Annotated in this window: 21 protein-coding genes; 13 read left to right on the top strand and 8 right to left on the bottom strand. The window is 60.7% G+C overall.

What is annotated here, in order from left to right; translation table 11 throughout:
* Nucleotides 1-327: 327 nt before the first annotated feature.
* Nucleotides 328-1,113, top strand: a complete 786-nt coding sequence (locus ABH945_RS24735) for an IclR family transcriptional regulator (RefSeq protein WP_074771090.1) — start codon at nucleotides 328-330, stop codon at nucleotides 1,111-1,113.
* Between the two features lie 15 nt (nucleotides 1,114-1,128).
* On the opposite strand, the gene ABH945_RS24730 is transcribed toward ABH945_RS24735, so the two are convergent.
* On the bottom strand, nucleotides 1,129-2,934 hold the full coding sequence (locus ABH945_RS24730; RefSeq protein WP_429252248.1) for an acyl-CoA dehydrogenase: 1,806 nt from the start codon (nucleotides 2,932-2,934) through the stop codon (nucleotides 1,129-1,131).
* A 264-nt stretch (nucleotides 2,935-3,198) separates the two neighbouring features.
* On the opposite strand from ABH945_RS24730, the gene ABH945_RS24725 reads away from it, so the two are divergent.
* The 5 genes from ABH945_RS24725 (at nucleotide 3,199) to ABH945_RS24705 (ending at nucleotide 9,617) form a co-directional block, all read left to right on the top strand.
* Entirely contained in the window at nucleotides 3,199-3,972 is a 774-nt protein-coding gene (locus tag ABH945_RS24725) for an SDR family oxidoreductase (RefSeq protein ID WP_074768367.1), read from the top strand.
* 75 nt (nucleotides 3,973-4,047) lie between these two features.
* A complete protein-coding gene (locus ABH945_RS24720; RefSeq protein WP_429252247.1) occupies nucleotides 4,048-5,271 on the top strand; it encodes an acyl-CoA dehydrogenase family protein in 1,224 nt (407 codons plus the stop codon).
* Nucleotides 5,272-5,412: 141 nt separating this feature from the next.
* Entirely contained in the window at nucleotides 5,413-7,122 is a 1,710-nt protein-coding gene (locus ABH945_RS24715; protein ID WP_074768371.1) for a long-chain fatty acid--CoA ligase, read from the top strand.
* On the top strand, nucleotides 7,119-8,675 hold the full coding sequence (locus tag ABH945_RS24710) for a class I adenylate-forming enzyme family protein (RefSeq protein WP_429252246.1): 1,557 nt from the start codon (nucleotides 7,119-7,121) through the stop codon (nucleotides 8,673-8,675). The genes ABH945_RS24715 and ABH945_RS24710 overlap by 4 nt, the downstream gene beginning before the upstream one ends.
* Before the next feature lie 36 nt (nucleotides 8,676-8,711).
* Nucleotides 8,712-9,617 carry an SDR family oxidoreductase gene (locus ABH945_RS24705; RefSeq protein WP_074768375.1) on the top strand — a complete coding sequence of 302 codons (906 nt, stop codon included), beginning with the start codon at nucleotides 8,712-8,714 and terminating at the stop codon, nucleotides 9,615-9,617.
* Nucleotides 9,618-9,722: 105 nt separating this feature from the next.
* Here the strand turns inward: ABH945_RS24705 and ABH945_RS24700 are convergent, their stop codons facing one another.
* The 5 genes from ABH945_RS24700 to ABH945_RS24680 form a co-directional block, all read right to left on the bottom strand.
* Nucleotides 9,723-10,907 (bottom strand): ABC transporter substrate-binding protein, encoded by a 1,185-nt coding sequence (locus ABH945_RS24700; protein ID WP_074768377.1) that lies wholly within the window; start codon nucleotides 10,905-10,907, stop codon nucleotides 9,723-9,725.
* A 109-nt stretch (nucleotides 10,908-11,016) separates the two neighbouring features.
* Nucleotides 11,017-11,724, bottom strand: a complete 708-nt coding sequence (locus tag ABH945_RS24695) for an ABC transporter ATP-binding protein (RefSeq protein ID WP_429252245.1) — start codon at nucleotides 11,722-11,724, stop codon at nucleotides 11,017-11,019.
* Entirely contained in the window at nucleotides 11,711-12,475 is a 765-nt protein-coding gene (locus ABH945_RS24690) for an ABC transporter ATP-binding protein (RefSeq protein ID WP_429252244.1), read from the bottom strand. The genes ABH945_RS24695 and ABH945_RS24690 overlap by 14 nt, the downstream gene beginning before the upstream one ends.
* The gene (locus ABH945_RS24685) at nucleotides 12,468-13,478 is read right to left on the bottom strand and encodes a branched-chain amino acid ABC transporter permease (RefSeq protein WP_429252243.1); all 1,011 of its coding nucleotides are present in this window, start codon (nucleotides 13,476-13,478) and stop codon (nucleotides 12,468-12,470) included. The genes ABH945_RS24690 and ABH945_RS24685 overlap by 8 nt, the downstream gene beginning before the upstream one ends.
* An 8-nt stretch (nucleotides 13,479-13,486) precedes the next feature.
* Complete coding sequence (locus ABH945_RS24680) at nucleotides 13,487-14,350, bottom strand: branched-chain amino acid ABC transporter permease (RefSeq protein ID WP_429252302.1); 864 nt, start codon at nucleotides 14,348-14,350, stop codon at nucleotides 13,487-13,489.
* Nucleotides 14,351-14,935: 585 nt separating this feature from the next.
* Here ABH945_RS24680 and ABH945_RS24675 point away from each other — a divergent pair.
* Complete coding sequence (locus ABH945_RS24675; protein WP_074768386.1) at nucleotides 14,936-15,703, top strand: class II aldolase/adducin family protein; 768 nt, start codon at nucleotides 14,936-14,938, stop codon at nucleotides 15,701-15,703.
* 90 nt (nucleotides 15,704-15,793) lie between these two features.
* Here the strand turns inward: ABH945_RS24675 and ABH945_RS24670 are convergent, their stop codons facing one another.
* Nucleotides 15,794-16,885 carry a porin gene (locus ABH945_RS24670; protein WP_083380039.1) on the bottom strand — a complete coding sequence of 364 codons (1,092 nt, stop codon included), beginning with the start codon at nucleotides 16,883-16,885 and terminating at the stop codon, nucleotides 15,794-15,796.
* Nucleotides 16,886-17,602: 717 nt separating this feature from the next.
* Here ABH945_RS24670 and ABH945_RS24665 point away from each other — a divergent pair.
* The 4 genes from ABH945_RS24665 (at nucleotide 17,603) to ABH945_RS24650 (ending at nucleotide 21,501) form a co-directional block, all read left to right on the top strand.
* Nucleotides 17,603-17,917 (top strand): hypothetical protein, encoded by a 315-nt coding sequence (locus ABH945_RS24665; RefSeq protein ID WP_429252301.1) that lies wholly within the window; start codon nucleotides 17,603-17,605, stop codon nucleotides 17,915-17,917.
* A gap of 504 nt (nucleotides 17,918-18,421) precedes the next feature.
* On the top strand, nucleotides 18,422-19,600 hold the full coding sequence (locus ABH945_RS24660) for a quaternary amine ABC transporter ATP-binding protein (protein WP_429252242.1): 1,179 nt from the start codon (nucleotides 18,422-18,424) through the stop codon (nucleotides 19,598-19,600).
* A complete protein-coding gene (gene choW / locus ABH945_RS24655) occupies nucleotides 19,593-20,495 on the top strand; it encodes a choline ABC transporter permease subunit (RefSeq protein ID WP_074768390.1) in 903 nt (300 codons plus the stop codon). The genes ABH945_RS24660 and choW overlap by 8 nt, the downstream gene beginning before the upstream one ends.
* 7 nt (nucleotides 20,496-20,502) lie before the next feature.
* Complete coding sequence (locus ABH945_RS24650) at nucleotides 20,503-21,501, top strand: GlxA family transcriptional regulator (protein ID WP_074768392.1); 999 nt, start codon at nucleotides 20,503-20,505, stop codon at nucleotides 21,499-21,501.
* Nucleotides 21,502-21,552: 51 nt separating this feature from the next.
* Here ABH945_RS24650 and ABH945_RS24645 read toward each other — a convergent pair whose 3' ends face one another.
* A complete protein-coding gene (locus tag ABH945_RS24645; protein WP_074771093.1) occupies nucleotides 21,553-22,635 on the bottom strand; it encodes a GlxA family transcriptional regulator in 1,083 nt (360 codons plus the stop codon).
* A 239-nt stretch (nucleotides 22,636-22,874) separates the two neighbouring features.
* On the opposite strand from ABH945_RS24645, the gene ABH945_RS24640 reads away from it, so the two are divergent.
* On the top strand, nucleotides 22,875-24,278 hold the full coding sequence (locus tag ABH945_RS24640; protein WP_429252241.1) for an L-serine ammonia-lyase: 1,404 nt from the start codon (nucleotides 22,875-22,877) through the stop codon (nucleotides 24,276-24,278).
* Nucleotides 24,279-24,351: 73 nt separating this feature from the next.
* Nucleotides 24,352-25,596: a sarcosine oxidase subunit beta family protein gene (locus tag ABH945_RS24635; protein ID WP_074768396.1), complete on the top strand. Its 1,245-nt coding sequence runs from the start codon at nucleotides 24,352-24,354 to the stop codon at nucleotides 25,594-25,596.
* Nucleotides 25,597-25,598: the final 2 nt, after the last annotated feature.

The raw sequence follows: 25,598 nt of genomic DNA, 5'->3' as shown, positions 1-25,598 counted from the left end.
CGCTCCCGGCGCGCTTAAACAATACTCCAGCAAACGCGCAAATGCTGAAAAAATCGGTGCGGGTGTTGCATTGCGTGACAGCTCGCGGCAAAGCACCCGTGATTAACGTTCACTATTTCGGACTATAATTTTGCAGCCCGGATCACCCCCAATCCACCTTGCGGTTTGTCCTTCAGATACAGCCGTTTCGCGGGAGCGCGTTTCGTTTTGAGCAAAAATTATCCTGGTACGGTGGATCAGTCCGACGCCCCCGCGAGCGGCGACCCGGCAGTCGGCGACCCGGCGCACACCGCGTCTTCATCCGCGAAGGCGCCCGCGGTTCTCGCCATGCGAACCGCCCACGAAGCGCACAAGGACGACCGCCACTTCGTCACGGCGCTCGCGCGCGGGCTCGAAGTGCTGGCCTGTTTCCGTTCCGGCGACAAATCGTTGAGCAATCAGGAACTGGCGGCGCGCTGCCGCTTGCCTAAATCGACGGTATCGCGGCTGACTCATACGCTGACGCTGCTCGGCTATCTGATCCATTTGAAAGAGAGCGGCAAGTACCGGCTCGGCACGGCGTCGCTCGCGCTGGGCAGCGCGATGCTCGCGCGGCTCGACGTGCGCAAGATTGCGCGGCCCGTGATGCAGGAACTCGCCGATATTTCCGGCGCGACAGTTTCGTTGGGCACGCGCGACCGGCTCTCGATGATCTACGTGGAAAATTGCCGTGGCTCGGTCGCGCTCACGTTGACGCTCGAAGTCGGCTCGCGCATTCCGGTCGCGACATCCGCGATCGGCCGCGCGTGGCTCGCGGCGATTCCTGAACACGACCGGCTCAGCTTCATGGAGCAGGTGCGCGAACTGGACCATATTGCATGGCCGAAAACACGTCGCGGAATCGAAAAGGCGCTCGACGAATACCAGACGCTTGGCGTCACGACTTCATTCGGCGACTGGCAGAAAGACGTGAACGGCATTGCACGCGCTTTCCAGCCGGGCGGCGAATTGCCGATTATGGCGATCAACGTGGGCGGTCCTTCGTTCAAGCTTTCGAAAGAATTTCTGCTTGAAGAAGTCAGGCCACGACTGATCGATGTCGTGACCCAACTCGAAACCGCGCTGTCGCATTGAGCGGCGAGCTTCCGGCTAGAACCACTGCGGCGCCATGTTGAGCGTGGTGTCGTCGAGACTGCGGAGCGTCGCGAGCATCAGCGTGACGCGCGGCAATTCCCAACGGAAGAACCACTGGCACGCGTGCAGTTTGCCGCTGTAGAAGTCTTTATCCGCGTCGCTTTTCGCATGGGGTTGAGCGGCGTTTGCCACCACGGCCTGCTTCAACCACGTCCACGCCATCACGATATGACCAAATGCTTCGAGAAACGCGTTCGCGTTCGCGAGCGCGCGCCCGGTGTCGCTGGCGAGCGTCGGCAATAGAGCTTCTACAGTCGCAGTGAGATCACGCCATGTTCCTTCAAGTGCTTCTGCGTAAGCATGTAATGGCGCGTGGCTGCGCGCGTTGTTGATCGTCTCGCGTATTTCACGCCCGAGCAATTCAAGCGCGGCCCCCTGTTTCATCACTACCTTACGGCCCAGCAGATCGATTGCCTGAATGCCGTGCGTGCCTTCGTGAATCATGTTCAGGCGGTTGTCGCGATAGAACTGTTCGACCGGGTATTCGCGCGTGTAGCCATAGCCGCCATGAATCTGGATCGCCAGGCTATTCGCTTCGAGACACCATTGCGACGGCCACGATTTCACCACGGGCGTCAGCAGATCGAGTAGCAGGCCCGCTTCGTCGCGCGCGGTTTCGCTCTCGCCGGTTTTCTGTTCGTCGACCAGACGCGCCGCATACAGGCACAGCGCGTAAGCCCCTTCTACATAGGCCTTTTGTGCGAGCAGCATGCGCCGCACGTCGGCGTGTTCGATCAGCGGCAATTGCGGATCGAGCGGGTTCTTGTTGGTCGGATGACGTCCTTGCGGCCGTTCGCGCGCGTAATCGAGCGACGCCAGATAGCCACGATAGCCGAGCATCACCGCGCCGAGACCGACGCCGATACGCGCCTCGTTCATCATATGGAACATGTAGGCGAGGCCCTGATGCGGTTCGCCGATCAGCTCACCGATGCATTCGCCATGTTCGCCGAACGACAGCATGGTCGATGTCGTGCCGCGCCAACCCATCTTGTGGATCAGCCCCGCGAGCGCGACATCGTTGCGCGCACCGCGGCTGCCGTCGTCGTTGACGTGATACTTCGGCACCGTGAACAGCGAGATGCCTTTGACTCCCGGCGGGCCGCCCGGAATACGCGCGAGTACCAGGTGAACGATGTTCTCGCTCAACTCATGGTCGCCGGCGGAAATGAAAATCTTGTTGCCGCGAATCGAATAGGTGCCGTCGGGGTTCGGCGTTGCACTGGTGACGAGATCGGACAGGCTCGAACCCGCCTGCGGTTCGGTCAACGCCATCGTGCCGAACGTGCGGCCTTCGAATAACGCCTGCAAATACTTGCGCTTTTGCGATGCGCTGCCAAAGCGTTCGATCACGTTCGCATTCGCCGTGGTCAGCATCGCGTAAGAGGAGGTCGCGATGTTCGCGCTCTTGAACAACGACAGGCACGCAAACGAAATCAGCGACGGCAACTGCATCCCGCCATATTCGTAATCTTTGCCCGCTGCGAGAAAACCGGTGGCGCGCAACGCGTCGAGTGCTTCTTTCACTTCGAGCGGCAGCGTGACCCGCTGACCGTCGAATTGCGGTTCGTGCTCATCGAGCAGACGGTTGTGCGTCGCGAATTTTTCGACGGCCACCGCATGCGCGGTTTCGAGCGCCGCATTGAACGTTTCGCGGCTGTGGTCGGCATGACGCGCGCGCTGCGTGAGCGCCTCGGCGTCGAGCACTTCGAACAGCTGGAAATCCAGATCACGCGAATTGATGATCAGCGCATCTTGCATGGGAAAAGATCCGTCCAAAAGTAAGCCGCTATGCAGAACAGCTCGCTTAAACGTAGCGCGAAAGCTCGTTGAAGTGCCTGCATAACCCGTTTGAAAAGTGCGGTATTCGGGTAAGTCCCGATGACCCTTCCGTCGATGATGCGTGCCAGTTTATAACGAAAGTGAATGAGCGTGCTTTTATTTACACGCCGAATTCCGGCACGTATGATGGGTGAAAAATATGGAATCCAAATCTGCATAGCGGAACAACTGGAGGAGCGACGAATGTCTGTGAAAGACCTGTTTCAACTGGACGGCAAGGTGGCATTGATCACGGGAGGATCGCGCGGACTCGGTCTGCAAATGGCCGAAGCGCTCGGCGAGATGGGCTGCCGGGTGGCCATCACTGCGCGCAAGTCGGGCGAACTCGCCGAAGCGAAAACGCATCTGCAGGCGCGGGGCATCGAAGTGCAGACGGTGGTGAACGACCTGCAGCGTTTCGAGGGTATTCCCGGTCTCGTCGATGAAGTGCTGGGCGTGCATGGGCGCATCGACATTCTGGTGAATAACGCGGGCGCGACGTGGGGTTCGCCCGCCGAAGAGTATCCCGATGAAGCGTGGCACAAGGTGATGAACCTGAATGTCAACGCGCCGTTTTTCCTCGCGCGCGAAGTGGGCAAGCGCAGCATGATTCCGCGCCGCGCGGGCAAGATCATCAACGTCGCTTCGGTGGCCGGATTGAAGGGCTCGCCCCCCGGCATGAACACGATTGCCTACAACACATCAAAGGCCGCAGCGATCAATTTCACGCGCGCGCTCGCGGCGGAATGGGGCAAGTACAACATCAACGTCAATGCAATCTGCCCCGGGTTTTTCCCGTCGAAAATGTCGGAAGGCCTGCTCGACAAACTCGGCGACACGATCGTCGAGCGCACGCCGTTGCAACGTCTGGGTGGCGACGAAGATCTGAAAGGACCGGTGGTGTTTCTCGCGAGCGAAGCGTCGCGCCACGTCACGGGCCAGTATGTCGCGGTCGACGGAGGCTCGATCATCGTCTGAGTGAGCGCGTGCCATTTGCGAAGCGCGGCGCAATCAGTGCGCTGCGTTCATCGATAAAAATCAAGGAGACGCCGCGTGAATTTTGAGTACTCGGACAAGGTCAAGAGTTTGCAGAAGCGCCTGAACGCTTTCATGGACGACTACGTCTATCCGGCCGAAGCGGTTTTCGAAGCACAGATGGATGCGGCGCGCGAATCTGGCAACCGCTGGCAGCCCGCGCCGATCATCGAGGAACTGAAAGAGAAGGCGAAGGCCGCCGATTTGTGGAACCTGTTCCTGCCCGAATCGAAATACGGCGCGGGGCTCACGAATCTCGAATACGCGCCGCTGTGCGAAATCATGGGGCGCTCGCATATCGGCGCGGAGCCGTTCAACTGTTCCGCGCCCGACACCGGCAACATGGAAACGCTGGTGCGTTACGCGACGCCCGAGCAACAGCAGCAATGGCTGTTGCCGCTGCTCGACGGCACGATCCGTTCCGCGTTCGCGATGACGGAACCTGAGGTGGCTTCGTCGGATGCGACCAATATCGAAGCACGCATCGAGCGTGACGGCGACCACTACGTGCTGAACGGCCGCAAGTGGTGGACCTCGGGTGCGAACGATCCGCGCTGCAAGATTCTGATCTTCATGGGCAAGTCCAATCCGGATCATCCGAACCGGCATCAGCAGCAATCGATGATCCTGGTGCCGAGGGACACGCCCGGCGTGAATGTGCTGCGTCATCTGCCGGTATTCGGTTACGACGACGCACCGCATGGTCACGCCGAAATCGCCTTCGAAAACGTGCGCGTGCCTGCGAGCAACATGCTGCTCGGCGAGGGACGCGGCTTTGAAATCGCTCAAGGACGGCTTGGGCCAGGGCGCATTCATCACTGCATGCGCTTGATCGGACGTGCGGAGCGCGCACTGGAAGCGATGTGCCGCCGTTCGCTGGATCGTGTGGCGTTCGGCAAGCCCATCGCGGATCAGGGCGTGACGCGCGAGCGGATCGCCAGTGCCCGGATCATGATCGACCAGACGCGTTTTCTGGTGCTCAACGCTGCGTACAAGATGGACACGGTGGGCAATAAGGACGCGCGCCAGGAAATCGCGATGATCAAGGTGGCGGCGCCCAGCATGGCTTGTCAGGTGATCGACTGGGCGATGCAGGTGCATGGCGGCGGCGCGGTCAGCGACGATTTCGGTCTCGCGCGCGCGTATGCGAGTTCGCGCACGTTGCGGTTTGCGGATGGTCCCGATGAAGTGCATCGCAATGCGATTGCGAGCATGGAACTTGGACGGTATCTGGGGCGGTGAAGGTTTGCGAGATGTTGTGAATGACAGCTTTGCATGGGGTCCTAGTAAGCGCTAAAGCGCTAACTCTGGTCGACAGCTTTGCATGGGGTGGGAGTAAGGGCTAAAGCGCTAACTCCCACCGACAAAGGAGACGCGATACACATGAACGAACGCCATCATCCGCATTGGCCGCCGCAAGTGCCACTGCATCTGACTCTGCCTGAAACCAATATTTTCTATAACGCCGAAGTCTCGGCGGCGCGCTTTCCGAATAAGCCGTTCATCGTTTTCTACGACACCCCGATCACGTTCGCCGAGTTCAAAGACGAAGCCGAACGCGTAGCAGGTTTTCTGCAACAGGAATGTCACGTCAAGGCCGGCGACCGCGTGCTGCTCTATATGCAGAACAGCCCGCAATGGATCATCGCTTACTACGGCATCCTGCGAGCCAATGCCGTGGTAGTGCCGGTTAATCCGATGAACATGAAGGACGAACTCGCGCATTACGTCGAAGATAGCGGCGCGACTACGATCATTGCGCCGCAGTGCCTTTTCCAGAACGTCGAACCGCTGATCGGCAACGGTTCCGGGCAAGGGCTCGAACACGCAATCGTCGGGACGTATAGCGATTATCTGAAGCGTCCGTCGACGATTCCCGTCTCCGAACTCGTCGCCGCGCCGCGCAAGACATTCGATCTTCCCGGCGTCACGTCGTGGCAATCCGTGCTCGACCGGCGTATCGCACCTGGCCCGCTAACCGCCGGTCCCGACGATCTGTGCGTGATGCCCTATACGTCCGGCACCACCGGCAAGCCGAAGGGCTGCATGCACACGCACCGCAGCGTGATGAGCACCGCGCTCGGCGGATGCGTGTGGTTCTCGGTGCCGTCCGACGGCGTGCATCTGTCGATCCTGCCGTTTTTTCACGTCACCGGCATGCAGGGCGGCATGAACAGCGCGGTGTATTGCGGCTCGACTATCGTCGTGTTGCCGCGCTGGGATCGCGACGCCGCTGCGCTATGCATGCAGAAATATCGCGTGAGCGCATGGCAATCCATCTCGACGATGATGGTCGATTTTCTGTCGAATCCGAAGCTCGGTGAATACGACCTGTCGAGTCTGACTGGTGCGCGCGGCGGCGGCGCGGCGATGCCGGATGCGATCGCGAAGAAACTCAAGTCGCTGACCGGGCTTGATTATGTCGAAGGCTACGGGATGTCGGAGACGATCGCGGGCACGCACATCAATCCGCCGCATCGTCCGAAGCCGCAGTGCCTCGGTATTCCCGTGTTCGACGTGGATTCGCGCGTGATCGATCCGGTCACGCTGCAGGAACTGCCGCAAGGCGAAACGGGCGAGATCGTCGTCAACGCGCCGCAGGTGATGCAGGGCTACTGGCGTAATCCGAAAGCGACGCAGGAAGCGTTTATCGAACTCGACGGCAAGCGCTTCCTGCGTACCGGCGACCTCGGACATATCGACGAAGACGGCTACTTTTTCATGACCGATCGTCTGAAGCGGATGATCAATGCATCGGGTTATAAAGTGTGGCCCGCCGAAGTCGAAGCGCTGATGTACCGGCATCCTGCGATTCATGAGGTGTGCGTGATCGGCGTGAAAGACGAGAAGCGCGGCGAGACCGTGAAGGCGCTGGTGGTGCCCAACGCGGCTCAGGCGGCGGACATCACCGAGCAGCAGATCATCGACTGGGCGCATGAACAGATGGCGTCGTACAAGGCGCCGCGTATCGTTGAATTCGTCACCTCGCTGCCAAAGTCCGGCAGCGGCAAGATACTGTGGCGCAAATTGCAGGAAGAAGATGCGGCGCGCCAGGCATCGGTTGCGAATGGCGAAGGAGGCGCATCGCGATGAGTTGGCTCGAAGCGTTACTCGATGAACCGTTCGTCTGCATCACCGATATGCTGCGCCGTTTTACCAAAGAGCGCGGCGACCATCCGGCGTTAATCTGCGATGGCGAAGTCGTCACCTATGCCGAACTCGACGCGCGAGTCGATCGCTTCGCCGCCGCTTTGCAACGCGACGGCGTTCAGCCTGGCGATGCCATTGCGTTATGCGCGACGGCATCCGTCGATTACACGGTCGCGTTTCTCGGCGGATTGAGAGCGGGCGCAGCGGTCGCGCCGCTTGCGCCTTCATCGAGCGCGGCAAGTCTTGTCAGCATGATCGGCAATTCGGGCGCGCGATTGTTGTTTCTCGATGCAGAGGTCAAGCGTCTGCTCGAACCGGTCGCCGGGCAGATCGACGCGATGCCGGTTGCCCTGGATCCACACACCGGCAGTGCTCCGCTGAATGCATGGCTCGCGCCAATCGGTGCTGTGCCAGAAGCGGTGAAAATCGATCCGGCGTGGCCGTTCAACATCATCTATTCGTCGGGCACGACGGGCACGCCGAAGGGCATCGTGCAATCGCACGGCATGCGTTGGGCGTACGCGGTGCGCAGCATTCAGCGCGGCTACGGCCCCGACGCCACGACGCTGATCTCGACACCGCTCTATTCGAACACGACGCTCGTGAGTTTCATGCCGACGCTGACGTTCGGCGGTACTGTTGTGTTGATGCCGAAATTCGATGCCACGCGTTATCTCGAACTCGCGCAGCAATATCGCGCCACGCACACGATGCTGGTGCCCGTGCAATATCAGCGTCTGATGGCGCATCCGCAGTTCGACCGCTACGACCTCTCCAGTTTTCAGGCGAAGTTCTGCACGAGTGCGCCGTTCGCGGCGAGCATCAAGGCGGACGTGGTGCGCCGCTGGCCCGGCCGGCTCACCGAGTACTACGGAATGACCGAAGGCGGTGGCTCGTGCCAGCTGGAGGCCAACGACTGGCCGACCAAGCTGCATTCGGTCGGCCAGCCGATGGAAGGGCACGACATCCGTCTGATCGACGAACTCGGTAACGAAGTGGCGGCGGGCGAGGTCGGCGAAGTCGTCGGCCACTCGCCGGCGATGATGACCGGCTACTACAAACAACCCGACAAGACGGCAGAAGCGGAGTGGTACGACCCGAGCGGCAAGCGCTTCATTCGTACCGGCGATATGGGGCGTTTCGACGAAGACGGTTTTCTGACGCTGCTCGATCGCAAGAAGGACATGATCATTTCGGGCGGCTTCAACGTGTATCCGAGCGATCTCGAAGCCGAGGTCCGGCAGCATCCCGACGTCGCGGAAGTTGCAGTGGTCGGCGCGCAATCCGAACAATGGGGCGAGACGCCGGTGGCGTTCGTCGTGCGTGATCCGCGTGCGCAGATCGACGAGGCGGCCTTGCTCGCGTGGGTCAATGCACGGGTCGGCAAGATGCAGCGGCTCTCGGCCATCACCTTTGTCGACACTTTGCCGCGCAGTCCGATCGGCAAGGTGCTCAAGCGCGAGTTGCGCGAACAGTTCTATCCCTCGGCGCGCTGATCGGCGCGTGAAAAAATACTGGATACAGGACAACACATGGACAATTTCGCAGACAAAGTTGCGGTGATAACCGGGGCAGGCTCCGGCTTCGGCCGTGAGTTCGCGAGGCTCGGCGCGAAGCTCGGCATGCGGCTCGTGCTGGCCGATGTGCAGCAGGACGCACTCGACGAAACCTTCGCCGAAGTGAGCGCGGCAGGCGCGCGGGCAGTCGCGCATCGCGTGGATGTGGCGAAGGGCGACGAGATCGATGCGCTGGCGCGCGCCACGCTCGACACGTTCGGCGCTGTGCATCTCGTTTTCAATAATGCGGGCGTGGGCGGCAGCGGCGGACTCGTGTGGGAAAACACAGAGCGCGACTGGCAATGGTTGCTTGGCGTCAACCTGTGGGGCGTGATTCATGGTGTACGCGCGTTTACGCCGTTGATGCTGGACGCGGCGAAACGTGACGCGAATTATCGCGGGCACATCGTCAATACGGCGTCGATGGCGGGGCTGCTCAATCCGCCGCTGATGGGGCCGTACAACGTGTCGAAACACGCGGTGGTGTCGCTGACGGAATCGTTGTATCAGGATCTCTCACTGGTCACGCAGCAGGTCGCGTGTTCGGTGCTGTGTCCTTATTTCGTGCCGACGGGAATCGCCAAAGCGCATCGCAACCGTCCCGCAGATCTTGCTAACGGTACACCGCTCACGTTGTCCCAAAACGTGTCGCGTGCACTGAGCGAGAAAGCGGTGAACTCGGGCAAAGTGAGCGCGGAAGAGGTCGCGACGATGGTGTTCGATGCGATCCGCGAAGAGCAGTTTTATATTTTCTCGCATTCGCATGCACTGAGCGCCGTGAAAACCCGCGCGGACGATATCGTCACGCCGCGCAATCCGACCGATCCGTTTGCCGAGCGCCCGCATGTGCGCGAGCAGATCGTGGCGGCGTTGAAGGGGTAAAGGTTTTACGTTTCCACGCTTTACGCTTCAATAAAAAAGGCGCCGTGAATATCACGGCGCCTTTTCTATTCGTCACTCACTCCCGGTATCCGCAGCAGAAAACCTTCACTTCGCCGCTGTCAACGTACTCAACGCCGCCGGTTTCAACTGTCCGTTCTGAACCACTGCCGCCAGCGGATTGCCGATCACGAATCCGCCGTGATCGTCGACCGCGGTCACGCCATGCGGATTGTTTTGCGGCGGCAACATCTTCACGGCCTTGTCGAAATTATTGCGGATTGCCGTCGCGTCGCTGACGCTGCCCGCGAGTTTCATCGCAATGGCCGTCGCGTACACCGCCGTGTAATTCAGCGACACCTCCTGGCTAGGATCGCGCCCGCCATGCGTCTTGCGGAATCGCTCGACAAACGCTTTCGCGCTCGGCGTGTCGTCTGCGGCGAGCGGCAGTACGCCGATTGCGCCGTTCAGCGCGGCATAACCGTTCGTGACCTTCGCCACTTCGTCGAGCTTGGCCTGATCCATCACGATGAAGCCGCCCTTGAAGCCCAGTTCGCGTGCCTGCTGCGCGACGAGACCGGTCGGCTCGGACGGCCCGCCGATAAACATCACGTCCGGTTTGGCTGCGAGCACGCGGCTCACGCCGCTGTAGAAGTCGGTCGCGCGGTTATACGACATTGCGTTGTCGGCGACGACCGTGCCGCCGGCCGCTTCCCACGCCGGTTTGAAAGCGGCGACCCAGACCTTGCCATACTCGGTATCGGTGGCGGCCAGCGCGACTTTCTTGCCGTACGTCGCCATTTCGTATTTGACGAATGAGTTCAGATACGACGTGAAGGCAGGCGGAATCCGCACGGTCAGCTTGTTGCCGCGTTCGCTGATCTGCGGGACGCTGGTGTATGAGAGCAGCAGCAGCTTCTGCTGTTCGTTGCTGGTCTGCACCGCGAAGCCGCCGCCGGAATGCGGCACGAGCACGACAGCGGCCTGCTGTTCCTGCGCGAGACGCCGCGCGTTGATCGCGGTTTCGCTCGGGTTGTACTTGTCGTCGAGCGGGACGATTTCGAGCTTGATCTTCTTGCCCGCGACTTCGACGCCGGCCTGATTGACATCGGCGGCGGCCATCTGCATGCCGTCGAGCACTTCCTGCCCATACTTCGCCGCGCCGCCGCTCAACGGCCCCGAATAGCCGATGTGCACGACCTGCTGCGCCATCGCGGCACCCGCGCCCATCAGCGCGGTCGTGGCGACGGCGGCAACGAGTCCAGTGCGCTTGCACAAGCGTTTGATCGTCATACATGTCTCCTTGGTATGAATGGAATGTGCCGCGCTCAGGTGGCGCGTGTTGTTGCATCGAATGTGTCGATGTCGATCAGTTGCCGCTCAGTTCACGATCAGTTCACACTCAGCCGCCCACATAAGCGCGCCGGATCGCTTCGTTGTTCATCAGGGTCGCCTGATCGCCTTCGAGCACGATGCGGCCGTTCTCGATCACGTACGCACGATGCGCGATCTTCAGCGCCGCGAATGCGTTCTGTTCGGCGAGCAGCACCGTGGTTCCGGCGCGATTGATCTGCTGGATCACGTCGAACACCTGCTTGACCACCAGCGGCGCGAGTCCGAGCGACGGTTCGTCGAGCAGCAGCACCTTGGGCCGCGCCATCATCGCGCGGCCAATCGCGACCATCTGCTGCTGACCGCCCGATAGCGAACCCGCCGCGTGATCCTTGCGTTCCGCCAGCAGCGGAAACAGCGAGAACACCTGGTCGAGATTGCGCTGATTGCCCGCCTTGTCGCCGCGATGCACATACGCGCCGAGCGTGAGGTTCTTTAGCACCGACATGCCGGGAAACAGCTTGCGTCCCTCGGGACACTGAATCACACCACTGCGCACGATCTGCGCGGGCGTCAGGCCGAGCATCTGGCGATGGTTGACGAGCACGCTGCCACCCGAGGCGCGGCGCAGGCCGCTCATCGCGAGAAAGATCGAGCTTTTGCCCGCGCCGTTGGCGCCGAGCAGCACGACGAGTTCGCCGTCGTCCGCGTGCAGATTGATGCCGTCGAGTGCGCGGAAACTGCCGTAATCGAGTGCGACGTTGTCAAGCTTCAGCATGTTCGCTCCCGAGATAGGCGTCGATCACGGCCGGGTTGGCGCGAATCTCGGCGGGCGTTCCCTCGGCGATTTTCTTGCCGTAGTTCAGCACCATGATGCGGTCCGCGAGCTTCATGATCATGTTCATCTTGTGTTCGACCAGACAGACCGTCACGCCGTGTTTGACCAGCTTGCGGATCAGGTCGGCGAGACCCTCGGTCTCTTCCGGGTTGACGCCGCCGGCGGGTTCGTCGAGCAGCATCAGGCTCGGTTCGGTGGCGAGCGCGAGCGCTATAGCGGCGCGTTTGCGTTCTTCCTGCGAGATGTCGCCGGCCATGCGCGAGGCCATTGCCGAGAGCCCTACGAAGTCGAGCGCGTCGCGCGCCTTGTCGCGGCAAATCTGCTCCTCGTGTTTCAGGCGCTTCGAATGCGTGAGCACGTCCCATAGACCGGAATGCGTGCGCAGACGGTGCCCGACGATCAGGTTGTCGAGCACACTGGCCCGGTCGAACAATGCGGTGGACTGAAACGTGCGCGCGACGCCAAGACGCGCCATCTGATCGGCGCCGAGCTTCGTCACGTCCTCGCCTTTGAAGAGAATGCGCCCGGACGTCGGCAGATGTGTGCCGCTGATCAGATTGAAGAACGTGGTCTTGCCCGCACCGTTCGGCCCGATGATCGCGTTGACCTGGCCTGCGGCGATTGTCGTGCTCACGTCGTCGACGGCAACGAGGCCGCCGAACCGTTTGCTGAGCGAGTCGATTTCAAGCATGGCCGTCTCCTCGCGCGGGCGCCGACTGCGCCGCGGCGATGCCGCCTTGCGACGTGGGGCGTTGCACCCGGCGCATCTTTTTCGACTGATACAAACCGACGATGCCGTTGGGCAGGAAGATTACCAGCACGATCAATATCGGGCCGAATACGACGAAGCGGTATTCCTGCAGAAACTGCAGATACTGCGTGAGCCACGGGATAATCAGCGCGCCGAGCAACGGTCCCGCAAGCGTGCCGATGCCGCCCACCAGCATGTACATGGTCATGTCGAAGGTGTGATCGACGGCGGCCAGATCGGGCCCGAGAAAGCGTACGGAGCCCGCATACAAACCACCGGCAAGCCCCGCGTAAATGACCGACAGCACGAACGCCAGCACCTTGTTGCGCATCAGGTTGATGCCGAGCGATTGCGCGAGTCCGTCGCTATTACGGATTGCCATGAAAGTGCGGCCGAGCAGCGAGTCGACGATGCGATGCATCAGCCACACGCCGAGCACCAGAAACGCGAACACGAGGTAGTAGAGCGCACGCGGATTCTCGAACGACACAAGACCGAAGCCCGACGGCGCCGGAATGCCGATGATGTCCGATACACCATGCGTCAGGCCGTCCCATTTCTCGATGACGAGAAACATGATGTAGCCTACACATAGCGTGAAAATCGAAAAATAGTGACCGCGCAAACGCAGCGACACGAGGCCGACAAGCACGCCGAGTACCGCGACCACTACCCCCGATGCGATGAACGCGAGCCAGAACGGCACCTGATGATCGACGGTGAGAATGCCGACCGTGTACGCGCCCACCGCCATGAAACTGCCGTGCGCGAGATTGAACTGCCCCGTGTAGCCCGTGATCAGATTCAACCCGACCGTGGCCAGCGCGAAGATGTACGCGGTGGACATCACGGTGAGCATGTAGTCGTTGGTCGCGGCGAACGGGAACACCAGGCCGAGCACGAACAGCAGCGTCCACCCCGGCTTGCCCTCGAATAGTTTCATGGATGATTTCACGATGCGCGCAGTTCCCTGGTGAAGAGCCCTTGCGGGCGAACCGACAGAATCACCACCAGCAGCACGAACGCGATGATGTCCTTGTAGTCGGTCGAGATATAGAACGCGCCGAAGCTCTCCGCCATGCCGATGATCAAACCGCCGACAATCGCACCCGGTACGCTGCCCATGCCGCCGAGAATGATGATCACGAAGGCTTTGAGAATCACCAGTTGGCCCATCGCGGGATAGACGAGGTTGATCGGCGCGTAGAGCGTAGCGGCTACCGCGGCGAGCAGGCCCGAGATGCCGAAGGTGAGCATGGTCACCTTGTTCGCGTCGATGCCCATCAGCGACGCGCCTTCGCGGTCCTGCGCCATTGCGATGATGCTGGAACCGATCACGGTGAACCGGAGGAACAGTTGCAGCAGAGCCACCAGCGCAAAGGCGGCGGCAATAATCAGCAGACGCTGCAGCGGCGCACTGACGCCGCCGAGATCGACGATGCCCGCATAGGGCGTCGGCATACGATGAAAATCCGCGCCCCAGATCGCCTGTGCGCCTGCTTCGAGAAACAGCATCAGTCCGATCGCGGCGATCATCGGATGCAATTCGGACGACTTGCGCAGCGGCTGGAACACGAGCCGTTCCGCGAGAACGGCGAGCGCGGCGACGGCGATGCTGGAGCCGATCATCGCAAGCCAGTAGTTCAGGCCGAGTCGCGTCATCAGATAGAACGATACGAAGGCGCCGACCATGTAGAACGCGCCGTGCGCGAAATTCGGCACCGCGAGAATGCCGTAGACCAGCGTCAGACCGAGCGCGACGAGGCTGTAAATGCCGCCGAGAGTGAGCCCGTTGAGGACCTGCTGCAAAAACATATCCACGCTTTTAAACCCTCCAACCAGGCATCCGGCGAAAGCATGTCTCAGGCTTCAGGACATGCGCAGACCGGCGCCGGACTTGCGGACGGGACAACAGCCGCTGATCGAACCAGACGACGGTTGCCGACGGTTGATACGTCACTCGAACGCATCGTGCAGCACGCGCTGAGGCGCGGATTTCGAACACGCGATGTACTCTGTCGCGAGAGGAATTTGGCACGGGCGTTCACTTTTCGTCAATAGGGTTTTGCGTGCGCATGTTCTGCATTGCAGATTGTTAGGGAAGTTACTTAGACAATTTCCGGCGAGTACCAGCAACTTCGATGCGGGTCATGCATATGCGATAAAAATCCTGCGTTTATAGGGTTTTTTTGACTTGCGGCCGCACCGCAAGGACGTGCCGGCAAGACCTTCTTCATTGACGGAAAAGTCGTCTTGACACCGCTTTAATCGCACAAGTATTCTGCTGTGCAGAAATTATGAAGAGCCGCTTTGCGCTGTTACGGCACTTGCGCTGGTGAACCGCTCTCAAACAAGGCGGCTCTTTTCCCACAGTGTTTTTGCACCCATCAAGGTCCCCCCATGAACTCGGCAGTCGAGATTCCCAGCGTTCGTCAAATGGTGTCGCCCGAAGAGTGGCAAGTGCGTATCGATCTTGCCGCTGCGTATCGGCTGGTTGCGTTGTTCGGCTGGGACGATCTGGTGTTCACGCATATTTCGGCGCGCGTGCCCGGGAAAGAACATGAGTTTCTGATCAACCCCTACGGACTTTTCTTCGAGGAGATCACGGCGTCGAGTCTGGTCAAGGTCGATCACGAAGGACATCCCGTGATGCCGACTCCGTTCGACGTGAATCCCGCCGGTTTCGTGATTCATAGCGCCGTGCACGAAGCGCGCCCCAACGTCAATTGCGTGCTGCACACGCATACGGCTCATGGCGTGGCCGTTGCAGCGCAGGAGGGCGGCTTGCTGCCGTTGTCGCAGCAATCGGGTTTCGTGTTGACCAACCTCGCGTATCACGATTACGAAGGTGTCGCATTGCGCGATGCCGAGAAGGCGACGCTCGTCGCCGACCTCGGCAACGCCAACTTCATGATGCTGCGCAATCACGGTTTGCTGACGTGCGGGCGTTCCGTCGCCGAAGCGTTTCAGGCGATGTACCTGTTCGAGACGTCGTGCCGGATCCAGATTCTTGCGCAGGCGGGCGGCAAGCTGATCGAAGTGCCGCAATCGATCATCGCAACGATGGGCGAACAGGCGCGCGAAGTGAGTAAGGGCAAGGGCGCCAATCTCGTGTGGCCTGGTTTGCTGCGTCGGTTGACGCGGCGCAATCCAGGTTACGACGAATGATGCCGCTCGTCGATCCGCGCTAGCCGATGCGCCGCTTGCGCGGCGCATCGCATTCTTCATCGATCTGTTTCGCGTTCGGCGAAACAACCATCAGAACGTATGGCGGATGCCGATGTTCGCACCGGCTGTCGTCCCCGTCGCCAGATTGAGCGCATTGTTGACCGAGAGTCCCGTATGCGTGGCGCCGTGGTTGGTCACGAAGCCGACTTGTGCGTAGGTCATCGTGGCCTTCGACAACGAGTACTCGACACCGGTCGACGCCAGCACTGAATTGTTCGACGAGTTGTTGGCGTCGCGCGTGACCCACACGCCCGCGTCGACATTCAGCGCCGGTGTGACGCGATAGCTCGCACCGCCCGAGTAGACGCGGTCGTTGAACGACCCCGCAATCTTGTATTGCACGTAAGACGCCTTCACCGTCAGATTGCTGAACGTGTAGCTTGCGCCGAGCGCGCGGCCGTTGAATTCGATCGCACTGGGAACTGCGATCGTTGCCGCGCTGCCGCCCGCATTGCCGCTATAAAGCGCTGCGTCGACGACCAGCGTGCCGAGGTGATAGCGCAAGCTTGCCGAGTACTGACGGCCCGCCTGGAAATCGCCGGCGGTGCCGCCGAGCGCCATCAATGCGCTGGCCTGCAAGCCCGCAATCTCCGGTGACGTGTATGACACGCCGTTCGGGTTGAACATCCCCGTCACGTAGACGTTGTTGATATAGGAGACGAGGCCGCTGCCGAAGTACGACATATTGCGAGGATCGAAATCGTACGCGGCAAGGAAGAACGGCGAGAACTGCAAACCGGCCTTGACCGTACCGTACTTGCTGTCGATACCGATCCACGCCTGGCGTCCGAACAGATTGCCGTTCGAATTGCTGAGCGCGCCATTGGCCATGCTGATGCCGCTTTCGAGCTGGAAGATGGCGCGTAGGCCGCCGCCGAGATCTTCGACGCCGCGCAAGCCGAAATGCGAGCCGGACACGCCGCTGTCGTTGAACGAATATTGATGCGGGCCACTCTGGCCGTTCGCCGTATCGAGTGTTTTATTGGTGTAGAGCAGCGATGCGTCGAGCACGCCGTACAGCGTAACGCTGCTTTGCGCATGTGCGCTTTGCGTCGCGCCGAGTGCGCACGCGCCCATCAATCCGAGAATGACTCCAACCCGATTGCGATAACTTGCCGGCATGCTGCGTGTCTCCTTGTTTTATGTAATCGACTGACCTGACGAGATAAAACGGGTGCTGCGCGGTTCTGGCGATCTGTTGCTCGCTGCGTTGTCGATAGGCGGCAGAAAGCCTTCGCGACCTGATAAGGGATGCGAAATATGGCGTCTGTTGATGCACTCCTGGATTTGACCTCGCCTGGCCGATGAGTCTCCTGATGGCGAGAAGGGCAGCGCTTCAGCACGATCTTTTATTGCGAGCTTGCGCACAGGATGCAAGCGGAATTTCGCACGACCGTTCGTGCAGTGTCAACGAGGGAAATCGCGGGTTGGACTGCAATGCAGGCCTGAATAGGGAAAACACCTGGCGGGCGAATTGTGTTTTATCGCGCTGATATCACCGTGTAATAGAAGAAAATTAGCGGTAAGGCGGGTTTGAACTGCTGAGTCGTCATCTGTTTTTAGTTCTGCAATGCAGAACTAAAGTGAAGCTAAGTAGAGGGTCGTAAAAAGAGTCTGCGTGTTAGGTGCTATCTGAATTCCCTGTCGGCTTGATGTCGCCACGTGCAATAGTCCAATCAGTAAAAGCGAGCCGACGCATTCAGTCCCGCATCCGTCGTTTGCCTGTAAGCTTTAGGCGGCGAATCAGTCATCGAATACCGTGTGCTGTTTCGTCGCGTGAACGAAGATCCGCAAACAGGCTTCAACGTTATTGCCAATTTTCAAGAGGGGATGTCTGTGATGAAGAGTTCTGCCATTAAACGAATCATGCTTGGGGTTTCGGTCATGGCGATGGTGGCCGGCAGTATTCCGCTCGCTGTCGCGCAGGATGCAAGCGGCGTCGTGTCGGCGCAGCAGCCGGCTGCGACCACCGGCGCGAAGCCGACCAAGGCCCAGCGTAAAGAGGCCCGCAAGGAAGCCCGGGCAAAGAAGAATGCTGAATTGAAGAAACTCGAGGACGCGGGTTACAAGCCCGCCGCTAACGACCCGAACTATCCGACCGATCTGCAGAAGGCCGAAAAGAAGGCGGGTATTGGCGCAGCCGCGAGCCAGTAACCAGGACGGCGACGCCCCGCGCTACGAGCCGTTTCAAGGCGCGTCGGGTGTCGCCCGCCAAACTGTTTTTTTGCACCAAAACCCCTTCCACTTGCCTTGGCGCGACATACGCCGTCAAGCTGTCCCATCTGACCAAACCGTTGCCAGGCAAGGCTTTCGCCTGCCGCTAGCGCAGCATCTGCGACCCAGGTGTCGTATTTCCTCATGTGGTTGTCGCAAATAGTCGGCAACGCGTACTTTTTTCTGGCAACTATGTATGCACAGCGCGGACACACGTCTGCGACGCCGGTAATGGCTTTGCGTTGGGCTGGAGTAGGCGCGGAAGCGCTAACTCTGGTCGACAGCTTTGCATGGGGCGGGAGTAAGCGCTAAAGCGCTAACTCCCACCGACAGCTTTGCATGGGACCAGAGTAAGCGCTGAAACGCTAACTCTGGTCGACAGCTTTGCATGGGGCGGGAGTAAGCGCTAAAGCGCTAACTCCCGCCGACAAAGGAGATCGCTCGATGAATTCCCCGAAGGTCGTGGTCGAAGGGCTATGCAAGGTGTTCGGCACTAGCCCGAAAGAAGCGCTCGCGATGCTGGCCGCCGGCGCAACGAAAGAAGAAGTGTTCTCGCGCACAGGTCAGATCGTCGGCGTTCATAACGTGTCGTTCGACGTGAAAGAAGGCGAGATCTTCGTGTTGATGGGCCTTTCCGGTTCGGGCAAGTCGACGCTGATTCGCCTGATCAATCGGCTGGTCGAACCCACTGCGGGCAAGGTGCTGATCGACGGCCGCGACGTCGCCAGCGTGCCGCGCTCCGAATTGACCGCGCTGCGCCGCAAGGACATGAGCATGGTGTTCCAGTCGTTCGCGCTGATGCCGCAACGCACCGTGCTGTCGAACGCGGCGTTCGGGCTCGAAGTGGCGGGCGTGGGCCGCAAGGAACGCGAGCAGCGCGCGATGACCGTGCTCGAACAGGTCGGCCTCGCGCCGTTCGCCGGCAAGCTGCCCGCGCAGTTGTCGGGCGGTATGCAGCAGCGGGTGGGGCTGGCGCGGGCACTGGCGGTCAACCCGTCGCTGATGATCATGGACGAAGCATTCTCCGCGCTCGATCCGCTCAAACGCAAGGAAATGCAGAACGTGTTGCTCGATCTGCAACGCGAACAGCAGCGCACCATTCTGTTCGTGTCGCACGATCTGGAAGAGGCGATGCGCATCGGCACGCGTATCGCGATCATGGAAGGCGGCCGCGTGGTGCAGGTCGGCACGCCGCAGGAAATCATCACGAATCCCGCCGACGATTACGTACGCGCGTTCTTCGACGGTATCGACACGAGCCGCTATCTGACCGCCGGCGATCTGATGCAGACCGACGCCGTGCCGTTGATGCAGCACTCGCCGCAGATCGACGCATCGAGCGTCGCCGCGACGCTCAACGGCAGCGCCGACTACGCGTTCGTGCTCGATAGCGAGCGCAGGATTCGCGGCTTCGTGTGCCGCGATGCGATGGGCAGCGCGTCGCCGCAATTGAACCAGATCGAATGTATTCGCCGTACCACGCCGCTCGACGATGTGGTCGAACGCGTGGTGGCGAGTCGTGCGCCACTGCCGGTTGTCGAAGCGGACGGCTCTTATTGCGGTTCGGTCAACAAGACGAACGTCCTCAACGTTCTCACGCGCCATCGGAGTTCCCATGTCTGAAGTCATTCCACTTGGCGCCTGGGTCGATCACGGCGTTCACTATCTGCTGGACCACGACGCAAAAACTTTCGATTCGATCGGCAAGGTGATCGAGAGTTTTGCCGCGATGGTCGAGCACGGCTTGCAAGCCGTGCCGATGTGGGCGCTGATGGCGATTTTCGTCGGCATCGGATTGTGGCGCGTGGGCTGGCGTTTCGCGCTGTTCACGTTGCTCGCGATGCTTCTGATCTACGGCACCGGCTTCTGGGATCAGATGGTGATCACGCTCGGCCTGACATTGTCGTCGACGTTGATCAGTCTGTTGCTCGGCGTGCCGCTCGGCATCTGGACCGCGAAAAGCCGCACCGTCGAAATGATCGTGCGCCCGGTGCTCGACCTGATGCAGACCATGCCCGCATTCGTCTATCTGATTCCGGCCGCGATGCTGTTCGGCCTCGGCCGCGTACCGGGGATTCTGTCGACGGTGATCTTTGCGATGCCGCCCGCTGTGCGCCTCACGTCGCTCGGTATCAAACACGTGAACCGCGAGATTGTCGAGGCAGGGCAGGCATTCGGCTGCACGCCGTGGCAATTGCTCTACAAGGTGCAGTTTCCGAACGCGCTGCCGTCGATCATGACCGGCGTGAACCAGACCATCATGATGGCGCTATCGATGGTGATCATTGCGTCGATGGTCGGCGCAGGCGGTTTGGGTAACGACGTGCTCGCAAGTATTCAGCGGCTCGATATCGGGCTCGGCTTCGAAAGCGGTCTTTCCGTCGTGATGCTCGCGATCATTCTCGACCGCATCACCGAGAGTTTCGGGCGGGCACCCGGTATGGCAAGAGCGCCGCTGCTGTCCGGTCTGCGCAACGTGATGAAAGTGCGCCGCGAGCCGGCCGCGCAACACGGTTGAGCCGCCGATGAAGCGCGACGCGATGACACCGGTCGAGCCTGAAGCGGATTCGCCGCTATCCAGTCTCGCGCACGTCGGCTTCCTGACGCTGCCGAATTTTTCGATGATCGCGTTCACCAGCGCGGTCGAAGTGCTGCGCATGGCCAATTACGTGGGCCGCGCGCAGCACTACCGCTGGTCGGTGATCACGCCGGACGGCGAACCGGCGCGAGCGAGCAACGGCATCACGGTAAAGCCGACCACGACGCTGGCTGAAGCGGGCATGCCGGACGTGCTGTTCGTCTGCGCGGGCTGGCATGTACGCGATTACGTGGACGACGCGGTGATCGCGTTGCTGCGCGAGGTCGCGTCGCAACGCATTCCGCTCGGTGGTATTTGCACGGGACCGTACGCGTTGCTGGCCGCTGGTCTGCTCGACGGTTATCGCGCGACCGTGCATTGGGAGGACATGTCGCCGTTGCACAAGAGCTACCCGCACGTGCGTTTCGCAGACGAACTGTTCGTGATCGACCGCGACCGGATGACGTGCACGGGCGGCACCGCGCCGCTCGATCTGATGCTGAAGCTGGTTAGCATGCGCCTGGGGCATGCAGTGGCGGCGCAGGTATCGGAGCAGTTCATTGTCGAGCGGATTCGCGGCTCGACCGATTATCAGCACATTCCCGTCGATGCACGTGTCGGCTTTTCGCGCGCCGAGTTGATCGAAGTGGTGCGGCTGATGGAGGCGAATATCGAGGAGCCGTTATCGCTCGATGAACTCGCGCGGCTCGTGCATCTGTCGCAGCGTCATTTGCAGCGGATGTTCAAGATGTTCCTCAGCGTGTCGCCCACGCATTACTACCTGACCTTGCGTTTGCGGCGCGCGCGGGAATTGCTGCGTAATACGGATGCGTCGATTGCGCGGGTTACTACTGTCTGCGGTTTTCATTCGCCGTGTCATTTCAGCAAGGCGTATCGCGCGCAATTCGGACATGCGCCGAGTGTGGAGCGGCGGTTGTCGGCGTGAGTACTTTTAAGGCTGTTTCCGCATAGTGCGCCGCTGTTGCGTCGGCGTGGGTTAGAACGCCTGCGCCCGCCCCGGAAACGTCTCGTCATAGCCCGAACCGTCTTCCACTTCCGCCGCCGTGCCGCGCTGTTCGCGGTACATCACCGGCGGCAAGCCGAACTGTTTTCTGAACTCCCGACCCAGATGCGAAGCATCGGAAAAACCGCAGCTGGATGCAATGTCAGCCACGGTTTTATCTGAGCTTGTCAGCAGCCACGCAGCCGTGCGCAAGCGCACCTGCTTCGCGTATGCCTGCGGCGCTTTTCCCGTTTGCGCCTTGAAAAGCCGCTCAAGCTGACGCGGCGACAGGTCGAGCTTGCGCGCGAGTTCGTCGAGCGGCAAAGAGCGGCCCACATGCTGTTCCATCAGCAGAATCGCGCGTTTCACTTTCGGATGCGCAGCGGGCGCGAGCCCCGGTGGATGCGGCTGCGGTGCATTGCCTTTCTGCATGTCGTCGACCAGCAGAATACGCAACGCCTTCTGCACCGTAGCGGTTTCGAAGTGACGCAGCAGAATCGCCGCCGCCACGTCGATCGACGCGCGTCCGCCCGAACAGGTGATGCGCCGCCGGTCGATCACGAACAGCCGGTCGGCGACCAGCGACTCTTCATTGACCGACGGAAAGCGCTCGATGAAATCCCAATAGTGAAACCAGCTCACGCAGATGCGATGCCCTTCGAGCACGCCCGCGCGCATCAGCGAGAACACGCCGGTGCACATGCCGACGAGCGTCGCATCGGCCGCGGCTGCCCGGCGGATGAACGCCAGAGTGGCGTCGTTCGCAGCCGGCCCGGAATGCAGCAGGCCGCCGACCACGACGACGTAATCGAACGGCTCGGCGTTGTCGAAGGTTTCCCACGGTGTGATCTGGATGCCGCAACTCGCGCGCACCGGAGCGAGGGTTTCCCCTATGACGCTCCACGAGCAACGCACCGGTTTGCTGAAATCGCCTTCGTCGGCGGACAGGCGCAACAGGTCGACGAACCCCGAGAACGCGGTCAGCGTGAAGTTCGGCAACAGGATGATGCCGAAGCGAATGCGCTGCTTCGACGTGCCGTCGATCGATTGAGGAGGAAGCGGTTCAGCGGAATTCATGCATGCAGCCAGAGCATTGAGAATCGGGGTGAATTGGAGAATAGCAGCATCGCTAGCGGCGGTCTGAGCGCCTGTCGCAAATGCGTCAGAAGTCATCGCAAATGCGCCGCAGCGCTTTGCCGACCGCCTGGTTGACGCCACTATCCCACTGTCATGCCGTTTTTATTCTATCGATTCAAATTGACGTGCGGTGCAATAGGGGCCTATCCAACCCGGCACTGCAACGCACAAGGCACGCCATGAACGTCAGCGTATTCGATCTGTTCAAGATCGGTATCGGTCCGTCGAGCTCGCACACGGTCGGGCCGATGATCGCCGCCTGCCGGTTTGCGTCGCATATCGAAGATGCCAATTTGCTGGGCTTTGTGCGCCGCGTGAAGGCCGAACTGTTCGGTTCGCTTGGCGCGACCGGCAAGGGGCACGGCACGGATAAGGCGGTTCTGCTCGGGCTCGAAGGCAATCTGCCGGATCTGATCGACCCGGATCTGATCGAGCCGCGCTTGCAGGCGATCCGCGAGACGAAGCAACTGAATCTGCTGGGCAAGCACGCCGTGGCGTTCGACGAACGCGAGCAGCTTGGATTTTTTCGCAAGCTGATGCCAGGCGTGCCGGGTGGTCCAGGCTCCAGCTTCGTGCACCCGAACGGCATGCGCTTTCAGGCCTTCGATGAAAACGGGCAACTGCTGGTGGAGAAAGAGTATTACTCGATCGGCGGCGGCTTCGTGGTGAATCGCGAAGGCGATCGCGTGAATGGTTTGCGTGCCGGTGCCGAGGTGCCGTATCCGTTTCGTACCGGCGACGACCTGATGCGCATCTGCCGCGAAACCGGTCTTTCCATCGCACAGGTGACGTTGCGCAACGAAACGGCGTCGCGTCCCGAGCATGAAGTGCGTGAGGGGCTGCTGGCAATCTGGCGCGCGATGTCGTCGTGTGTCGAAGGGGGCTGCAAGGTGCGTGGCGAATTGCCTGGTCCGATGCATGTGAAGCGGCGCGCGGCCGATCTCTGTGCGCAATTGCGCTCGCGCTCCGAGGAGTCGTTGCGCGATCCGCTGTCGATGCTCGACTGGGTCAATCTGTACGCGATGGCCGTCAACGAAGAAAACGCGGCGGGCGGCCGCGTCGTGACCGCGCCGACCAACGGCGCGGCCGGTGTGATTCCTGCCGTGTTGAACTACTACGTGAAGTTCATGCATGCATCGAACGACGCGGGCATCGTCGATTTTCTGCTGACCGCGGCGGCGATCGGCATCATCTATAAAGAAACTGCTTCGATTTCCGGCGCGGAAGTGGGGTGTCAGGGCGAAGTGGGTGTCGCGTGTTCGATGGCCGCGGCGGCGCTCGCTGCGGTGATGGGCGGCACGCCGACTCAGGTCGAAAACGCCGCTGAAATCGGTATGGAACACAACCTCGGCATGACCTGCGATCCGGTCGGCGGGCTGGTGCAGATTCCGTGCATCGAACGTAATGCAATGGGCGCGATCAAGGCGCTGAACGCTGCGCGCATGGCGATGAAAGGCGACGGCAAACACTACGTGTCGCTCGATAACGTGATCAAGACGATGCGCGAAACCGGCGCGGATATGAAGACGAAATACAAGGAGACGTCGCGCGGCGGCCTGGCCGTGAACGTCATCGAGTGTTAGGCAACGACGCAGTACGAAACGAAGCAGCAAGCAACGACGCAGCATTCAGCACGAGTTTCCACAAGGACCAACGATGAGCCGCTATTCGATATTCAGCCTCTTGCGCAACGGGATGTCGTATCACGAGAACTGGGAGCGACAGTGGAAGAGCCCCGAGCCTAAACGCGAATACGACGTGGTGATCGTCGGCGGCGGCGGGCATGGTCTCGCCACCGCGTATTACCTCGCGAAAGAGCACGGTGTGCGCAATATCGCCGTGCTGGAGAAAGGGTGGATCGGCGGTGGAAATACCGCGCGGAATACGACGATCGTGCGCTCGAATTATCTGTGGGACGAGTCCGCCGCACTCTATGAGAAAGCGATGAAGCTGTGGGAAGGGCTCTCGCAGGATCTGAATTACAACGTGATGTTCAGTCAGCGCGGCGTGATGAACCTCGCGCACACGTTGCAGGATGTGCGCGATACCGAGCGTCGCGTGAATGCGAACCGGCTGAATGGCGTCGATGCCGAGTTCCTGACGCCCGAGCAGATCAAGGAAATCGAACCGACGATCAATCTGAATAGCCGTTACCCGGTTCTGGGTGCGTCGATCCAGCGGCGCGGCGGTGTCGCGCGTCACGATGCGGTGGCCTGGGGGTTTGCGCGCGGCGCGGATCAGGCGGGCGTCGACATCGTGCAGAACTGTCAGGTGACGGGGATTCGCCGCGACGGCAGTCAGGTGACGGGCGTCGATACGACGAAAGGTTTTATCAAGGCAAAGAAAGTGGCGGTGGTCGCGGCGGGCAATACGTCGACACTCGCCGACATGGCCGGTGTGCGCTTGCCGCTGGAAAGTCATCCGTTGCAGGCACTGGTGTCCGAGCCGATCAAACCGGTGGTGAATACCGTGGTGATGTCGAACGCCGTGCACGCGTATATCAGTCAGTCCGACAAGGGCGATCTGGTGATCGGCGCCGGGGTCGATCAATACACTGGCTTCGGACAGCGCGGCAGTTTCCAGATTATCGAAGGCACGCTGGAAGCAATCGTTGAAATGTTCCCGGTGTTCTCGCGTGTGCGGATGAACCGGCAGTGGGGCGGCATTGTGGATGTGTCGCCGGACGCGTGCCCGATTATCAGTAAGACCGATGTGAAGGGGCTTTACTTCAATTGCGGCTGGGGCACAGGTGGCTTCAAGGCGACGCCGGGGTCGGGCTGGGCCTATGCACACACGATTGCGCGAGATGAGCCACATCCATTGAATGCGCCGTTCTCGCTGGATCGTTTCTATACCGGCCATCTGATCGACGAACACGGCGCTGCTGCCGTTGCCCACTAAAC

It is taken from the genome of Paraburkholderia sp. GAS333, from assembly GCF_050435665.1.
Taxonomy (GTDB): Bacteria; Pseudomonadota; Gammaproteobacteria; order Burkholderiales; family Burkholderiaceae; genus Paraburkholderia; species Paraburkholderia fungorum_A.
This window is presented reverse-complemented; position numbering and strand designations above follow the sequence as displayed.

Excerpts from the sequence above, each read along its gene's own strand:
- ABH945_RS24735 (WP_074771090.1), top strand. The coding sequence starts at position 328 with ATGCGAACCGCCCACGAAGCGCACAAGGACGACCGCCACTTCGTCACG.
- ABH945_RS24730 (WP_429252248.1), bottom strand. The coding sequence starts at position 2,934 with ATGCAAGATGCGCTGATCATCAATTCGCGTGATCTGGATTTCCAGCTG.
- ABH945_RS24725 (WP_074768367.1), top strand. The coding sequence starts at position 3,199 with ATGTCTGTGAAAGACCTGTTTCAACTGGACGGCAAGGTGGCATTGATC.
- ABH945_RS24715 (WP_074768371.1), top strand. The coding sequence starts at position 5,413 with ATGAACGAACGCCATCATCCGCATTGGCCGCCGCAAGTGCCACTGCAT.
- ABH945_RS24710 (WP_429252246.1), top strand. The coding sequence starts at position 7,119 with ATGAGTTGGCTCGAAGCGTTACTCGATGAACCGTTCGTCTGCATCACC.
- ABH945_RS24705 (WP_074768375.1), top strand. The coding sequence starts at position 8,712 with ATGGACAATTTCGCAGACAAAGTTGCGGTGATAACCGGGGCAGGCTCC.
- ABH945_RS24700 (WP_074768377.1), bottom strand. The coding sequence starts at position 10,907 with ATGACGATCAAACGCTTGTGCAAGCGCACTGGACTCGTTGCCGCCGTC.
- ABH945_RS24695 (WP_429252245.1), bottom strand. The coding sequence starts at position 11,724 with ATGCTGAAGCTTGACAACGTCGCACTCGATTACGGCAGTTTCCGCGCA.
- ABH945_RS24690 (WP_429252244.1), bottom strand. The coding sequence starts at position 12,475 with ATGCTTGAAATCGACTCGCTCAGCAAACGGTTCGGCGGCCTCGTTGCC.
- ABH945_RS24685 (WP_429252243.1), bottom strand. The coding sequence starts at position 13,478 with ATGAAACTATTCGAGGGCAAGCCGGGGTGGACGCTGCTGTTCGTGCTC.
- ABH945_RS24680 (WP_429252302.1), bottom strand. The coding sequence starts at position 14,350 with ATGTTTTTGCAGCAGGTCCTCAACGGGCTCACTCTCGGCGGCATTTAC.
- ABH945_RS24675 (WP_074768386.1), top strand. The coding sequence starts at position 14,936 with ATGAACTCGGCAGTCGAGATTCCCAGCGTTCGTCAAATGGTGTCGCCC.
- ABH945_RS24670 (WP_083380039.1), bottom strand. The coding sequence starts at position 16,885 with ATGCCGGCAAGTTATCGCAATCGGGTTGGAGTCATTCTCGGATTGATG.
- ABH945_RS24665 (WP_429252301.1), top strand. The coding sequence starts at position 17,603 with ATGAAGAGTTCTGCCATTAAACGAATCATGCTTGGGGTTTCGGTCATG.
- ABH945_RS24660 (WP_429252242.1), top strand. The coding sequence starts at position 18,422 with ATGAATTCCCCGAAGGTCGTGGTCGAAGGGCTATGCAAGGTGTTCGGC.
- choW (WP_074768390.1), top strand. The coding sequence starts at position 19,593 with ATGTCTGAAGTCATTCCACTTGGCGCCTGGGTCGATCACGGCGTTCAC.
- ABH945_RS24650 (WP_074768392.1), top strand. The coding sequence starts at position 20,503 with ATGAAGCGCGACGCGATGACACCGGTCGAGCCTGAAGCGGATTCGCCG.
- ABH945_RS24645 (WP_074771093.1), bottom strand. The coding sequence starts at position 22,635 with ATGAATTCCGCTGAACCGCTTCCTCCTCAATCGATCGACGGCACGTCG.
- ABH945_RS24640 (WP_429252241.1), top strand. The coding sequence starts at position 22,875 with ATGAACGTCAGCGTATTCGATCTGTTCAAGATCGGTATCGGTCCGTCG.
- ABH945_RS24635 (WP_074768396.1), top strand. The coding sequence starts at position 24,352 with ATGAGCCGCTATTCGATATTCAGCCTCTTGCGCAACGGGATGTCGTAT.